The sequence below is a fragment of the Sphingomonas sp. LHG3443-2 genome, from assembly GCF_049896405.1.
In the GTDB taxonomy this organism is placed as follows: Bacteria; Pseudomonadota; Alphaproteobacteria; order Sphingomonadales; family Sphingomonadaceae; genus Sphingomicrobium.
Window position 1 is genome coordinate 2,643,516 of sequence record NZ_JAFCUG010000001.1, and the last position, 13,233, is coordinate 2,656,748.

Here is a 13,233-nt window from a genome sequence, read left to right on the forward strand (position 1 = left end):
GAAGAGGCTCCTGAGTGACTGCAAAAGAAAAGGGCGCGGCCCCATGTGCGGAGCCGCGCCCTCTCTATCGCCGAGCGAAGGGGATTTGAACCCTCCACTCACCTCCGCTTAGCGGCGGTAGGGATACCCCTCGCGCCGGTCATCGACACCATTGCGGTTGTTGTCGATGAAGTTCTCGCGGCGATCGTCTACCCCGTTGCGGTTCAGGTCGAGGTAGCCGTCGCGATTGTCGCGAACGCCGTCCCGGTCGCGGTCACGCCCGCCACCGTAGCCCTGACCCCAGCCGTTGCCGTAGCGGTTGTTGCCGTCACGGGCCTGGTAGGCGATCCGCTGCTGCAGCTGCGCGAAGCGGTTGTCGAGATCGCGCTGCTCACGCGGGTCGATACCGTTGCGTGCAAACGACCGCGTGCGGTTCTGCAGGTCGATCGCCTGAGCCCGGAGCTGACGATCCTCACGCTCGCTGATCCGGCCGCGGTTGTCGAACCGCTCGACCCGCTGACGCAGCTGGTCGGCACGAGCGATGTAGGCCGCGGTCAGTTGGCGCTGGTTCTGGTAGCGGTACTGCTGACCATTGCCGTACTGACCGTAATAGCCGGGCTGCTGGCCGTAATAATTCTGGGCGGCGGCCGGAGCGGCAATGCCGAGGACCGAAAGACCGGCAGCGGCAAACAGGAACTTCTTCATGGCTTACTCCCTCATCGAGGCTTGATGAGAGAAGTTCTACGCGCGGCCTCGAAGCGGCAGGCTGAACATCGCCGTTATCTCTCGTTCACGCACCGAAACGAGCAAGTGGCTGAAAAGACTAGTTCTTGATCTTCCACCCGCTCTTCAGCAGCCCGTAGCAAAGCCCGAATAGCGCGAGATTCAGTACCGCCAGCAGCACCGCCCCGAACAGGATCGGCGAATCGGCTTCGCTGAGGAAGCCGTGACGGAAGCCCGAGATGACATAGAAGAACGGATTGGCATGGCTGATCGCCCGAAACAGCGGGCTCAGCGCATCAACCGAATAGAAGGTGCCGGACAGCAGCGAGAGCGGGGCCACGACGAAGTTGGTCACCGCCGCGGCATGATCGAACTTCTCCGCCCAGATCGAGGTGATCAGGCCAAGGAAGCTCAACAGCAGCGAACCCATTAGCCCGAACCAGATAACGCTCAGCGGATGGATCACGCCGACGTCGACGCCCGGCCACAGCGCCATCGCCAGCCACACCGCGCAGCCGACCAGCACCGCCCGGGTCACCGACGCTCCTACAAGACCCGCGATCAGCTCGCCCGTCGACAAGGGCGGCATCAGGTAATCGACGATCGTCCCCTGGATCTTGCCCACCAGCAGCGAGAAGCTCGAATTGGCAAACGCGTTCTGGATCATGGCCATGATGATGAGGCCGGGCGCGATGAAGGTGGGGAACGGGACCCCCATCACCTGCCGCTTCGCACCGCCCAGCGCGACGGAGAAGATGACCAGGAACAGCAAGGTAGTGACCGCCGGTGCCCAGATGGTCTGGGTCTGCACCTTGAAAAAACGGCGCACCTCCTTGACATAGAGGGTCCTGAGCCCGCCCCAATTGACTCCTGTCAGGCGTGTCTCGCCCGGATTCATGCGAATGGATGAGGGCTGGTCGTTCACGCCTTCAGCGCCTATCGGCTGCGGGCTGGAACGGCAACGGTTAACCCGAGCAAGCAAAGCGATACCAACGAATGAGCTGGACTGACGAACGGATCGATCGGCTGAAGGCCATGTGGGCCGAAGGCAAGACCGCCAGTGCCATTGCCGACGAACTTGGCGGCGTGAGCCGCAATGCGGTGATTGGCAAGGCGCACCGCCTCGGTCTCGATTCGCGCCCCTCGCCAGTGAAGGCGGGCGAGGAAAAAACCGCGGCCGCCGCCCCTGCCACGACACCCGCTGCTGCCTCTGCCCCGGCGACAGAGCGCGCCACGCCGTCGCGGGTCCGTGAAAAGCCGCCGATCGCCGCCATCCTCGAAGCCGCCGCGCCGATGCCGGAAGACGAGCTCAAGCTCGCTCCGGCCCCGGCTGCCGCGCCCGCTGCTGCCGCCGCCCCGGCCCCGGCCCCGGCACCCGGCAAGGCTGGCGAACCGGTCATGGTTTATCGCTCGATCGGCCCCGGTGGTTTCGTGCGGCAGGGTCCCGGCGACCAGCAGCCGCCGATCCCGCCCGCCCCGCCGCGGCGCCTGGTCCCGGCCAAGCCATCCCCCGAAATGGCCGACAAGACCGGCCTGCTCGATCTCAACGACCGCATCTGCAAATGGCCGCTCGGCCATCCGGGTGAGCCCGACTTCCACTTCTGCGGGCAGCAGGCCAATCCGGGGTATCCCTACTGCGTCCAGCATTGCGGCGTCGCCTATCAGGCGCAGCTTCCGCGCCGTGACCGCCGTCCGCCGCCGCCGCTTCCCTATGGCGGGCCGCGGGTCCGCTAAGCATCTGTTTTGCCTGGACAACAGGGCTCCGGAGGCACCCGCTTCCGGAGCCCTTTTCTATGTGCCCGGACCCTCGACTGGCTCAGAATGGCACAGTCATTTCATAACCGGTTCGACTCACAACCGTTAACAAGTTATTAATAGCCCGAATCGCTAAGAGGGGAAAACCGATGAAGGCCGTAACCAAGCTTCTGATTGCCTGTACCGCGCTCGCTGCCACGGCGCCTGCGCAGGCCGCCCAAGTGACGGGCCAGATCAGCATCGGCGGCTATGCCGCTCCGTCGGGATCGGGCTCGTTCGGCACGGCAAGCGGCTATGACGCCGTGATCGGTCAGGGCGGGGCTGCCAATCCGGGTGTTGCGGGCAGCCTGACGGCCTACGGTGCTGGCACCGGCAGCTTCGCCGGCCTGTCCTGCTCGAACAATGCCGGCGGCTGCGGCACCATCGCCGACATCCTGAACTTCGGCACCTTCGCGCCGACTGCCAACTTCCTGACCCTGGTCGTGCCGGGACAGACCGTTGCCTTTGATCTCAACTCGCTGTTCGACATCAACGCGATGCCGAATGCGCTGACCGGCGGTTCGCTGTCGTTCGCGGGTCTCGGCACCATCCGCTTCAGCGGGTACGATGCGACCCCGGGCGTGTTCACCTTCACCGCGCAGGGCAACCAGATCACCAGCTTCTCGGCCAGCGCGCTTGCCGCTCCGGTTCCGGAGCCCGGCACCTGGGCGCTGATGCTGCTCGGCTTTGGCGCCGTCGGCTACTCGCTCCGCCGCCGCCGGTCGGCTCAGGGCTTCCTGCCGCAGGCAGCCTGATCGCCATCTGGATTGATCACTGAACAAGAGGGCTCGGCAGCAATGCCGGGCCCTTTTTGTTGCGGCGCAACCCGGTGCGGTTCGGGCACATATTTCTGCGGCAGGCGATGGTACCGCGGCTCATCCTTGCGCGCCCACCACATGAGCCAGGCAGCCCCGAAGCAGAAGATTGCCACCAGGCACCAGGCGAAGAGCCACAGGCCGAAGCTTACCGGTGAATCGCTGGCAGCGACGATCTCGTCCGTCGGCGGCCGCCGCAACGCCGGAATTGCGCCGGTGTGCAGCGCGCGACCCGCGACGGCGGTCGCGGTGAGGCCGATGCCGCCAAAGGTCACGATCGCAAAACGACGCTCGAACCCGTTCCACCAGCGCGGTTCGCGCCAAGGCCCTCGATAGCGAACAGTGCAATTGGTGCGGCGTGACATCGTCGCAGGCTAGGGGAAGACGCTTACTGATCGCTGAAGACAAACCCGGGAAGATTGCAGTCCGTGGCGTCCGGCCGCCCGTTCGCCCCCTGTTCCCTTCGCGCCGCCACTCCCCTACACTCGCCTCACCATGACCGACCTGTTTGGGCCCGGGGGGGCGCCGTTACCACCGTCATCCGACTATGACGCCTCTGCGATCGAGGTGCTCGAGGGGCTTGAGCCCGTTCGCCGCCGCCCCGGCATGTACATCGGCGGCACCGACGAGCGCGCGCTTCACCACCTCGCCGCCGAAGTCATCGACAATTGCATGGACGAAGCGGTCGCCGGCCACGCCAGCCGCATCGAAATCACGCTCGAACCCGGCAATCGCCTGACCGTCAGCGACAATGGCCGCGGTATTCCGGTCGACCCGCACCCCAAATATCCCGGCAAGTCCGCGCTCGAAGTGATCCTCACCACGCTCCACTCGGGCGGCAAGTTCGAAGGCAAGGCCTACAGCACGAGCGGCGGACTCCACGGCGTCGGCATCAGCGTCGTCAATGCGCTGTCGACCGAAACCGTGATCGAGGTCGCGCGCGAGAAGAAGCTTTACCGCCAGACTTTCGCCAAGGGGAACGCCCTTGGCCCGCTCGAAGAAGTCGGCGCCGCCCCCAACCGCCGCGGCACCACCGTCGCCTTCCACCCCGATCCCGAGATCTTCGGCGAGTTGGCGTTCGACCCCGAGCGGCTGTTCCGCCTCGCTCGCTCCAAGGCCTATCTCTTCGCCGGGGTCGAGATCCGCTGGAAATGCGACCCTTCGCTCGCCAGCGACAAGGTGCCCGAAAGCGCTGTGCTGCAATTCGCCAACGGCCTCGGCGATGCGCTCGCCGCACAGCTCGAGGGCCGCGAGTGTGTCACGGCTCAGCCTTTCGCAGGCGCCGCCGACTTCCCCGATGGGCAAGGCCGGTGCGAATGGGCGGTCGCCTGGCCGCTGTGGAGCGACGGCTTCACCTCTTATTATTGCAACACCATCCCCACCCCCGACGGCGGCACCCACGAAGCGGGTCTGCGCGCCGCGCTGACCAAGGGCATCCGCGCATTCGGCGACCTGGTCGGAAACAAGCGGGCCAAGGACATCACCGCCGACGACGTGATGATGGCCTGCGAATGCTACCTCTCGGTCTTCATCCGCAACCCGCACTTCCAGAGCCAAACCAAGGACCGCCTGACCTCGCTCGAGGCCGCCCGCTTCGTCGAAGCCGCCATGCGCGATCATGTCGACCATTTCCTGACCGACAACATGGACCGCGGCCGCGCGCTGCTGGGCTCGATCGTCGAGCGGATGGAAGAGCGCCTCAAGCGCCGCGCCGAGCGCGAGGTGAAGCGCAAGACCGCCACCTCCGCCCGCAAGCTGCGCCTGCCCGGCAAGCTCACCGACTGCTCGTCCGATGAGCCCGCCGGCACCGAACTCTTCATCGTCGAAGGCGACAGCGCCGGCGGTTCGGCCAAACAAGCCCGCAACCGCAAAACGCAGGCGGTCCTCCCCATTCGCGGCAAAATCCTCAACGTCGCCTCGGCCACAGCGGACAAGATTCGCGCCAACCAGGAAGTCGCCGACCTCCAGCTGGCGCTCGGCTGCGGCACGCGGGACCGGTTCGACGAAGCCGCGCTGCGTTACGAAAAGGTCATCATCATGACCGACGCGGACGTCGACGGCGCCCACATCGCGACCCTGTTGATGACCTTCTTCTTCCAGGAAATGCCCGAGCTGGTCCGCCGCGGGCACCTCTTCCTGGCGCAGCCGCCGCTCTACCGCCTGACCGCCGGCACCAAGACCCTCTACGCCCGCGATGACGCCCACCGCGCCGAGCTCGAGCGTGCCGAGTTCAAGGGCAAGAAGGTCGAGGTCAGCCGCTTCAAGGGCTTGGGGGAAATGAACCCCAATCAGCTCAAGGAGACGACGATGGATCCCGCCACCCGCTCGCTCCTCAAGGTCACGCTGCCCAGCCAGTATGAGGATCGCCAGCCCGTCAAAGACCTTGTCGACCGCCTGATGGGCAAGAACCCCGAACACCGCTTCGCCTTCATCCAGAGCCGGGCGGCGGCGGTCAGTGGCGAAGAGCTGGACGCGTGAGCGCTATGAGCGATCTTAGGGAGCCGTAACGACCTTCCCTCGTTGCGCTCTTGAATGACTCGTCCGAAGCCTGTCCCCGGCCGTCTGCTCACGCCCTCGCCGCGGGTGCTGACCAATCGCCAGGTGCCGTGGGCGGCAAGCCATCTCCAGCTCCGCCGCCGCTCGCGTTATTCGGTTCTGGCGCAGCTCGGCTTTCGCATCGCCATCATGGCGGCGTTGCTGGCGCTCATCATCGGCTTTCACTGGATCGAACGCGACAGTCTCAAGGACAATTACGACAACTCGATCAGCTTCGCCGACATTCTTTATTTCACCATGATCAGCGCGACCACGACCGGCTACGGCGACATCGTTCCGATCACCGAGCGGGCGCGGCTGTTCGATGCGCTGATCGTGACGCCGATCCGCATCTTCTTCCTGCTGATCCTCGCCGGAACCGCTTATTCCTTCTTCATCAAACGCTTGTGGGACAGATATCTGATGCGCCAACTCCAGAAGGGCCTCAGCGATCACATCATCGTCGCCGGCTTCGGCAGCAGCGGGTCGGAAGCGGTGGCCGAGCTTGTCGCCCGCGGGTCCGAGCCGTCCAGCCTGGTGGTGATCGACTGCGACGAAGAAGCGCTCGCCCAGGCGCATGCCTACGGCTGCATGGTCCTGCAAGGCGATGCCACCCGCGACGCGACGCTTCAGGCCGTGCATGTCGAACGCGCCCGCGCCCTCCTCGTCACCGCCGGCCGCGACGATACCTCCATCCTCGTCTGCCTCACCGCCCGGCACCTGGCGCCCGACCTCGCGATCACCGTGTCGGTTCGGGCCAGCGATAACGAGCTTCCGGCCCGTGCCGCAGGGGCGACGACCGTGATCAATCCGGTCAGCTTCGCCGGGCTGCTGATGGCAGGCTCGGCGCAGGGGTCGGGTGTGTCCGACTATCTCGCCGATCTCGCTTCCGCCCACGGGCGGGTGCAATTGCGCGAGCGGCGGGTCACATCCGAAGAGATCGGCCAGCCGCTCGCCGCGATCACCACCGGCCTTGGCCTGCGTATCCTGCGCGGGGATGAAGCGGTCAGCTTCGAGGACCCCGGCGCGTGCACGCTGCGCGCCGGCGACCGGATCATCGAATTGTTCGGCGAAGGGGCGCCCGGGCATCGCGGGCAAGCAAGTCAGGGTTCAGCCTTACCGGCCTAGGAGGCTTGCCGTCATGCGCCGCGAGCTCGCCACACCGGCCGACCGGGCCCGTTCGATCGTCCTTGCCGCCTTGATCCACGTCGGTCTTGGCTATGCGCTGCTTACCGGCCTTGGCGTCACGCCGACCCCGGCCGAGCTTGCGGAACCGTTGGTCCTGCTCGACATCCCCGACGATCCCCCGGCCGAGCCGCCGGCTACCCCGATGCTTCCCGAACCGGCGCCCAAGCCCACCGAGCGCGCCGCTGACCCGGAGGGCGCAGCCGCTCCGCCGGCGCTCAAGAACACGCCAACTCCGGTGGTCGCTCCGCCCCCGGTGGTGCAGCTTCCGGTTCCGCCGCCGCTTCCCGCCGCGCCGATCGCGGGCACCGGCACCGCGCCCAACCCCGGCGCAGCGCCCGTTGACGGCCCCGGCACCGGGCGCGGCGGCGAGGGTGAAGGGCTTGGCGCCGGGCGCTTCGGCAATGGCACCGGCGGCGGCGGTGCAGGCGGCGTCGCTCGAGAGCCCGAATATGCCTATGGCGACATCCTCCAGGCCGACGTTCCCCGCGGCCTTGACCTTGGCCGCACCCGGTTTGTCCGCTTCCGCCTGCTGATCGGCCGCAGCGGCACCGTCATGGATTGCCGCATCCAGCGGTCGAGCGGTATCGCCGTCCTCGACCAGGCGACCTGCGCCTCAGCCCGCCGCCGCCTTCGCTACGATCCGGCACGCGACCGGGCCGGGCGGCCGGTGGAGGGCTGGACTTATGGTGAGTTCACCTGGAACCATCGCCCCGGTGAAGACCGCTGGGTCGATCCGGTGGAAGTGCGCGACTAGAAGTTCACCGGCGCCTGCATGTAGCCATACCAGCGCACATAAGGTCGTCCTTCACCGTCCACCGCCGGCCGGAACCGCACGCGTTCCTCGACCAGCCGGCAGGTCCATTGATCGACGATCGGATTGCCGCTGGAACGATTGACCATGCAATCAGTGGCTCGTCCGTCAAGCTGGACCCGGACTGCTACATACACCCGCCCGCCGCGCGGCCAGACACGAAGAACCTGGCGTGGATAGCTACGCCCGTTAAGCGTGGTGCTCGGGATGACCGAGGGCCCTTGTCCCTCGCCGCCGTCGCCGCCGCCGCCCGGACCCGAGCCGCTGCCGCCCGATCCGGTGCCGCTTCCTTGACCTCCAGCCCCGCTCCCCGGTCCATCGACTGGCGCCGCTCCCGTGTTCGGCGCGCTCCCTGCGCCGGGCGTCTGCGCAGAAACCATGGGCGGTTGCGGCCGAAGCTTTACGACAGGCTCGACCCGCTTCACCGGCGTCGCCTCCGCCTTACGGGCGGGCGGCGCAGCGGCGCCCTCCTCCTTCGGCGCGGCCCGGCTTTCGACCATCACCGGCGGCGGCGGAGGCGGTGGCGGCGGCTTTGGCAGCGTCACGTCGAAGATCTCAAGCGGGTCCTGCAGCACTTCGCGCACCGCGGTCGACGGCCCCAGCGTCAGCAGCCCGGCAAAAACCCCGGCGTGAACCAGCACCACCAGCACGATGGCACCGGCGCGGTCACGGCGGCTAAGGGTGGAACGCTGCATCGGGGACCGAATAGCTCAGTAGGTCCGACTGCTCCGTTAACCGAAGATCCAGTCGAGGCTCATCATCACCGCAAGTCCCACCATCAGCGCAAAGGTCGCGGTGCCTTCCTGATGGTCGCGGTGGGTTTCGGGAATGATCTCGCTCGACACCACCCAGATCATGGCGCCGCCGGCAAAGCCCAGCCCCCACGGCAACAGCTCACTGGACAGCGAGATTGCCGAGATGCCGAGGAACCCACCGACCGGCTCGATCAATCCGGTCAGGACCGCCACCACGAACGAGAACAGCCGCCCATAGCCGACCGCCGCCAGGCTCAGCGCCACGGCCAGCCCTTCCGGCACGTTTTGCAGCCCGATGCCGAATGCGGTCGCATAGCCGGCGGCGGGGTCCGGACTGCCGAAGCTGACGCCGACCGCCAGTCCTTCGGGAAAATTGTGCAACGAGATGGCGATCACGAACAGCCAGATACGCGCCAGCTTGCTCTTCTCGGCACCGCTCATGGGCCCCGAAATGAAATGCTCGTGCGGCGCGATGCGGTTGAGGAAATGCAATGTTCCGGCGCCCAGCAAGATTGCCGAGCCGACGATGAGGGCCGCGATCGTCTTGCTGCCACCATGCAGATCGCCCGCCGCATGGAGGCCGGGAATGATCAGCGAGAAGAAGCTCGCCGCCAGCATGATCCCCGCGGCGAAGCCAAGAAAGGCGTTCTCCGTCCGCTTGCTGATCGAGCGCATGAAGAACACTGGCAGTGCGCCGAGGGTGGTGGCCTGACCAGCAAGGAAGCTACCGAGTGTTCCGGCGGCAATCAGGCTCAGGCTCACGCGGTCAATCCGGCAAGCTCAAGCCGCATGTCGAGCCGCATCGTCTCGCCCGGTTCCAGCACCTGCATCCCGAGCTCCGACCAGCGCGCCTCGGGCTCGTTCAGCGCGGCGTTGGCGTGGGTCACCGGTTCGGCCACGAAGATGCCGCCGCTCTCCGGCGAATAAAGCTGGAAGAAGCGCGCTTGGCTACTCGACAGCCGCAGCGGCGCCGGCCACGCGGGATCGCTCAAGGTCGCTTCACCGCCCCATCCGCTAAAGCCGTGGTCCAGCCCCTGCCCGCACACCAGTCGGTCGCGAAGATCGTAGCGCCCGGTCGCCGGCACCTCGGCCGTCGGCAGCACATGCTCGTCGATCTCGAAGACGGTGCGGACATCAGTGTCGAGGCGGGTTTCGGGGCCACATGGAAAATAAGGATGCTGCCCGAGCCCGCACGGCATCGGGCTGTCACTGAGGTTCCGGCATTCCAGCGATAGCTTGAGGCCGCCATCGTCGAGCGCAAAGACTTGCCGCGCTTCATAAGCCCACGGCCACTCGCCCGCCGCATGCTCGAACCGCAGCACCGCCCACTGCTCGTCGCTACTTTCAATGCGCCAAGCGCCCAGCCAGCCCTGCCCGTGCAGCGGCGAGATGTCGCCGGCCATGTTGGGCTCCAGCACTGCTTCTTGTCCGCGAAACGTAAATCGTCCGTCGCGGATGCGATTGACGTACGGGACTAAAGGAAAGCTCGCCATGTCGAGCACGCTGTCCGCGCCTTCGCGGCTTTCGCGCAGCAGCGGCACACGGCGCTCCCCATCTATCCAGTGCAGCCCTTCGATCGCTCCACCCAGCGATGGTCTAAGCAACAATTCCAGCGCGCCGGCACGGAGCGTCAGCGACATGTGTTCGGCGTGCAACATGAACGGCTTCTTGGCCATTTGTTCACGGCATCGCAACTGATCTGGGGATAAAAGCGGCTTTCTCGCTTGCACTGCTGAAGGCGCAGGCAGAAATAGGCCCCGTTCCGGGGAGGGATGCGACCCATGCGTACACGCGTCAAAGACTATATCGAAGTCAGCGACTATACCTCGCTCGATCGCCTGATTACCACGCTCACCGCCATTCGCGAAAGCCTGCCGGAAACGGCGGAGCCCGAGCTGAAGATGCGCGGCGACGACGTCTTCGGGCGGCGCCTGTCGATCACCTACTGGCGCGAATTGACCGCGGCCGAGCAGGAAGCCGACGCCAAGTATCACGCGCTGGTCGCGGCGGACGCCGAGATCGCGGCCCTCGCCGCGCAGCTCGACGACGTGCCCTTCGAACAAGCTCCCAAGGCGCGCCGCAAGGCCGCCTGACCGGACGATTGTCCCGGCTCTTGCCGGGACACGCAATCACCACTCCGCGAAGCTGCCGTCGCGGTGGCGCCAGATCGGATTGCGCCACCGGTGGCCATCCTTGGCCACGGCGCGCACCTTGTCTTCGTCGATGGTGACACCCAGACCCGGCTTGGTCGGGATCGGCAGATAGCCGTCAACCGGGCTCAGCACCTCGGGATCGGTGATGAACTCCAGCAGGTCGTGCCCGACGTTGTAATGGATGCCGAGGCTCATTTCCTGGATCGCGACATTGGGCGCATTGGCGGCGAGCTGAAGACAAGCGGCCAGCGCCAGCGGCCCCAAGGGACAATGCGGCGCCACCGCGACGTCATAGGCCTCGGCCATGGCCGCGATCCGGCGGCATTCGCTGATGCCTCCAGCATGGCTGAGATCGGGCTGGATGATGTCCACCGCGCCACGCTCGAAAAACGGCTTGAAGTCCCAGCGTGAATAAAGCCGTTCGCCAAGCGCGATGGGTGTCGAGACCAGTCCGGCGATGTCAGCCAGCCCTTCCGGGTTCTCGCTCAGCAACGGTTCTTCGATGAACAGCAGCCCCAAGGGCTCCAGCACCTTCGCCAGCTGCTTTGCCATCGGCCGATGCACCCGCCCGTGGAAGTCGAGCCCGACGTCCATGCCCTGCGCCTGTGCCGCCTCGACCCGGCGGATCACCTCGTCGAACAGCTTGGGCGTGCCGATCCAGTCGAGATCGGCGGTGGCATTCATCTTGACCGCGCTGAAGCCCTGCGCCTTGCGGGCGGCCGCCGCGTCGTCGATCTCATGCGGCTTGTCGCCGCCAATCCAGGCATAAGCGCGGACGCGGTCGCGCACCCGGCCGCCCATCAGCTCCCACGCAGGCACGCCGAGCGCCTTGCCCTTCAAGTCCCACAGCGCCTGATCGAGCCCCGACAATGCGCTCATCAGCACCGCGCCGCCGCGGTAGAATCCGCCGCGGTAGGCGATCTGCCAGATATCCTCGATGCGCGCGGCGTCATGCCCGATGAAGCGATCGCGGATGGCTTCAAAGGCGCCGTTCACCGCTTCGGCATGGCCCTCGAGGCTCGCTTCGCCCCAGCCATGCGCGCCATCCACGGTCTCGACCCGCACGAACAGCCAGCGCGGCGGCACGAGAAAGGTTTCGATCCGCCCGATCTTGAGCTCGCCGAGCGCCATTACGCGGCCTCCGTTCCGGGATGGATGTCGGTGATCCCGAAGCCCTTGGCCTCGGCCGCATTAGGGACCACGGCGTTGGGCGACACGGGCGGCGGCCAGGTATCCTGCCCGATGGGTTTGATCGGCACCGCAAGGCACACCGACGAGGCCGGCAGCACGTCGCGCCAATCCTTGATCAGCTGCTTATAGGCCTTGCCCACATTGCGGATGTTGCGATTGAGATCATAGAGCCCGAGCGGGTTCACGTTGCCGTTCTTTTCGCGCAGTGCAGTGTCCCAGTCGACCTGATCGGTCAGGCTGTACCAGGTGAAGCCGACAGTCGGGATACCCACGTTGCGCAGCCGCAGCACGTTGGCCCATTCCTTCCACAGCCACTGCACCGCTTCCTGGCCGGTCGGCCCTTCACGCATGTTGGTCTCGGTATGCATGATCGGCAGGCGGTAGCGATTGTGATATTGCCGCGTGATCTCGCAATAACCGAACGTTTCGCCTGCCGCCTCGGTGCGGCCGTCGGCGTGCACGCGGTGCTCGTTGGTCTTGTAGTAGTCGTTGCCGAGAATGCAGTGCTGCTTGACGCGGTTGCCGAGGAAGAAGTGATATTCCTCCCGGGTCATGCCGTTATCCATCAGATATTCGTACATCTCGCTGTCGACCCGCCGCCCGTAGTTGAGGTCGAGCGTCAGGAAACGGCGGCTGTTCAGCACCTCGGCCGGGCCGATCGCAGCAGGGCTGTCGGCGTGGAAATATTCGGATGATTCCGATTGAATGAAGATGGCGTCCGGCCGCCGCTTCAAGATCTCCACCATCGCCAGCACATTCGCCTTCACGATGTGCTTGATCGCGGTGACGAAGGTGAGGTCGGTTCGCCCTTGCTCGTTCCACCAGCCGTATTTGGCGCTGAAGGCGGCGCAGATGAACATCTCATTCACCGGCGTGTAGAGCTGGATCCACGGATAACGCTCGGCGAAATCGGCGGCGTAATTGGCGAATTGTTGCGCGAAATCCGGGTTCTGGAAATTGCCGATCCAGTCCGGCACGCCAAAGTGGCAAAGGTCGACGATCGGGGTGATCTCGCGCCGCTTCAGGTCGTTCAGCGTGAGGTCCGCGAACTCCCAGTCATATTTGCCCGGGCCGAGGAAGGTCTTGTGCAGCGGCGGGCCGAAGCGGAGATATTCGATCCCGATATTCTGGACGCAGTCGAAATCCTCGCGCCAGCGGCGGTAATGGTCTGACGCCTCCATCTGATCGACGCGGGTCTTGCCCCCGTTGATGGTGGGGATGCTGTTCTCGATCCCCGTGGCGAACATGAAATTGGCGATTGTTGCCTCCTGGCAAAACGGCAGGTCGAT

The 13,233-nt window shown here is 65.8% G+C and carries 14 protein-coding genes; 6 read left to right on the forward strand and 8 right to left on the reverse strand.

The genetic code is table 11. The annotated features are described in order from the left end of the window. Positions 1–108: 108 nt before the first annotated feature. A complete protein-coding gene (locus ACP69Z_RS13410) occupies positions 109–684 on the reverse strand; it encodes a hypothetical protein (protein WP_426267963.1) in 576 nt (191 codons plus the stop codon). Between the two features lie 118 nt (positions 685–802). Further along, positions 803–1,627 carry an ABC transporter permease gene (locus ACP69Z_RS13415; RefSeq protein WP_426267964.1) on the reverse strand — a complete coding sequence of 275 codons (825 nt, stop codon included), beginning with the start codon at positions 1,625–1,627 and terminating at the stop codon, positions 803–805. 71 nt (positions 1,628–1,698) lie between these two features. Between ACP69Z_RS13415 and ACP69Z_RS13420 the strand changes: the two genes are divergently transcribed. Both ACP69Z_RS13420 and ACP69Z_RS13425 read left to right on the forward strand, forming a co-directional pair. Next, a complete protein-coding gene (locus ACP69Z_RS13420; RefSeq protein WP_426267965.1) occupies positions 1,699–2,436 on the forward strand; it encodes a GcrA family cell cycle regulator in 738 nt (245 codons plus the stop codon). 170 nt (positions 2,437–2,606) lie between these two features. Further along, entirely contained in the window at positions 2,607–3,251 is a 645-nt protein-coding gene (locus tag ACP69Z_RS13425) for a PEPxxWA-CTERM sorting domain-containing protein (RefSeq protein WP_426267966.1), read from the forward strand. Here the strand turns inward: ACP69Z_RS13425 and ACP69Z_RS13430 are convergent. After that, positions 3,224–3,676 (reverse strand): hypothetical protein, encoded by a 453-nt coding sequence (locus ACP69Z_RS13430; protein ID WP_426267967.1) that lies wholly within the window; start codon positions 3,674–3,676, stop codon positions 3,224–3,226. The genes ACP69Z_RS13425 and ACP69Z_RS13430 overlap by 28 nt on opposite strands. Positions 3,677–3,806: 130 nt before the next feature. Here ACP69Z_RS13430 and parE point away from each other — a divergent pair, with 130 nt between their 5' ends. Genes parE through ACP69Z_RS13445 form a run of 3 tightly spaced genes read left to right on the forward strand, consistent with a single transcriptional unit; the run spans position 3,807 to position 7,788 of the window. Beyond that, on the forward strand, positions 3,807–5,789 hold the full coding sequence (gene parE, locus ACP69Z_RS13435) for a DNA topoisomerase IV subunit B (protein ID WP_426267968.1): 1,983 nt from the start codon (positions 3,807–3,809) through the stop codon (positions 5,787–5,789). Between the two features lie 54 nt (positions 5,790–5,843). Beyond that, entirely contained in the window at positions 5,844–6,974 is a 1,131-nt protein-coding gene (locus ACP69Z_RS13440) for a potassium channel family protein (RefSeq protein WP_426267969.1), read from the forward strand. Between the two features lie 13 nt (positions 6,975–6,987). Then, a complete protein-coding gene (locus ACP69Z_RS13445) occupies positions 6,988–7,788 on the forward strand; it encodes an energy transducer TonB (RefSeq protein ID WP_426267970.1) in 801 nt (266 codons plus the stop codon). Here the strand turns inward: ACP69Z_RS13445 and ACP69Z_RS13450 are convergent. The 3 genes from ACP69Z_RS13450 to ACP69Z_RS13460 are packed head-to-tail and all read right to left on the reverse strand — an operon-like array spanning position 7,785 to position 10,276. Next, positions 7,785–8,540: an energy transducer TonB gene (locus ACP69Z_RS13450; RefSeq protein WP_426267971.1), complete on the reverse strand. Its 756-nt coding sequence runs from the start codon at positions 8,538–8,540 to the stop codon at positions 7,785–7,787. The genes ACP69Z_RS13445 and ACP69Z_RS13450 overlap by 4 nt on opposite strands. 36 nt (positions 8,541–8,576) lie before the next feature. Then, positions 8,577–9,362, reverse strand: a complete 786-nt coding sequence (locus ACP69Z_RS13455) for a ZIP family metal transporter (RefSeq protein ID WP_426267972.1) — start codon at positions 9,360–9,362, stop codon at positions 8,577–8,579. Then, entirely contained in the window at positions 9,359–10,276 is a 918-nt protein-coding gene (locus ACP69Z_RS13460; protein WP_426267973.1) for an aldose 1-epimerase, read from the reverse strand. Before ACP69Z_RS13460 ends, ACP69Z_RS13455 begins: the two co-directional genes overlap by 4 nt. 105 nt (positions 10,277–10,381) lie before the next feature. Here ACP69Z_RS13460 and ACP69Z_RS13465 point away from each other — a divergent pair, with 105 nt between their 5' ends. Then, positions 10,382–10,693 carry a hypothetical protein gene (locus ACP69Z_RS13465; protein WP_426267974.1) on the forward strand — a complete coding sequence of 104 codons (312 nt, stop codon included), beginning with the start codon at positions 10,382–10,384 and terminating at the stop codon, positions 10,691–10,693. A gap of 36 nt (positions 10,694–10,729) precedes the next feature. On the opposite strand, the gene dgoD is transcribed toward ACP69Z_RS13465, so the two are convergent. Both dgoD and ACP69Z_RS13475 read right to left on the reverse strand, forming a co-directional pair. Next, positions 10,730–11,884: a galactonate dehydratase gene (dgoD, locus tag ACP69Z_RS13470; protein WP_426267975.1), complete on the reverse strand. Its 1,155-nt coding sequence runs from the start codon at positions 11,882–11,884 to the stop codon at positions 10,730–10,732. Further along, the gene (locus ACP69Z_RS13475; protein WP_426267976.1) at positions 11,884–13,191 is read right to left on the reverse strand and encodes a family 1 glycosylhydrolase; all 1,308 of its coding nucleotides are present in this window, start codon (positions 13,189–13,191) and stop codon (positions 11,884–11,886) included. The genes dgoD and ACP69Z_RS13475 overlap by 1 nt, the downstream gene beginning before the upstream one ends. Positions 13,192–13,233: the final 42 nt, after the last annotated feature.

What these genes read in the sequence shown, in the direction of transcription:
- ACP69Z_RS13410 (WP_426267963.1), bottom strand. Translation starts at nt 684, where the DNA reads ATGAAGAAGTTCCTGTTTGCCGCTGCCGGTCTTTCGGTCCTCGGCATT.
- ACP69Z_RS13420 (WP_426267965.1), top strand. Translation starts at nt 1,699, where the DNA reads ATGAGCTGGACTGACGAACGGATCGATCGGCTGAAGGCCATGTGGGCC.
- ACP69Z_RS13425 (WP_426267966.1), top strand. Translation starts at nt 2,607, where the DNA reads ATGAAGGCCGTAACCAAGCTTCTGATTGCCTGTACCGCGCTCGCTGCC.
- ACP69Z_RS13430 (WP_426267967.1), bottom strand. Translation starts at nt 3,676, where the DNA reads ATGTCACGCCGCACCAATTGCACTGTTCGCTATCGAGGGCCTTGGCGC.
- parE (WP_426267968.1), top strand. Translation starts at nt 3,807, where the DNA reads ATGACCGACCTGTTTGGGCCCGGGGGGGCGCCGTTACCACCGTCATCC.
- ACP69Z_RS13440 (WP_426267969.1), top strand. Translation starts at nt 5,844, where the DNA reads ATGACTCGTCCGAAGCCTGTCCCCGGCCGTCTGCTCACGCCCTCGCCG.
- ACP69Z_RS13445 (WP_426267970.1), top strand. Translation starts at nt 6,988, where the DNA reads ATGCGCCGCGAGCTCGCCACACCGGCCGACCGGGCCCGTTCGATCGTC.
- ACP69Z_RS13450 (WP_426267971.1), bottom strand. Translation starts at nt 8,540, where the DNA reads ATGCAGCGTTCCACCCTTAGCCGCCGTGACCGCGCCGGTGCCATCGTG.
- ACP69Z_RS13460 (WP_426267973.1), bottom strand. Translation starts at nt 10,276, where the DNA reads ATGGCCAAGAAGCCGTTCATGTTGCACGCCGAACACATGTCGCTGACG.
- ACP69Z_RS13465 (WP_426267974.1), top strand. Translation starts at nt 10,382, where the DNA reads ATGCGTACACGCGTCAAAGACTATATCGAAGTCAGCGACTATACCTCG.
- dgoD (WP_426267975.1), bottom strand. Translation starts at nt 11,884, where the DNA reads ATGGCGCTCGGCGAGCTCAAGATCGGGCGGATCGAAACCTTTCTCGTG.
- ACP69Z_RS13475 (WP_426267976.1), bottom strand. Translation starts at nt 13,191, where the DNA reads ATGTTCGCCACGGGGATCGAGAACAGCATCCCCACCATCAACGGGGGC.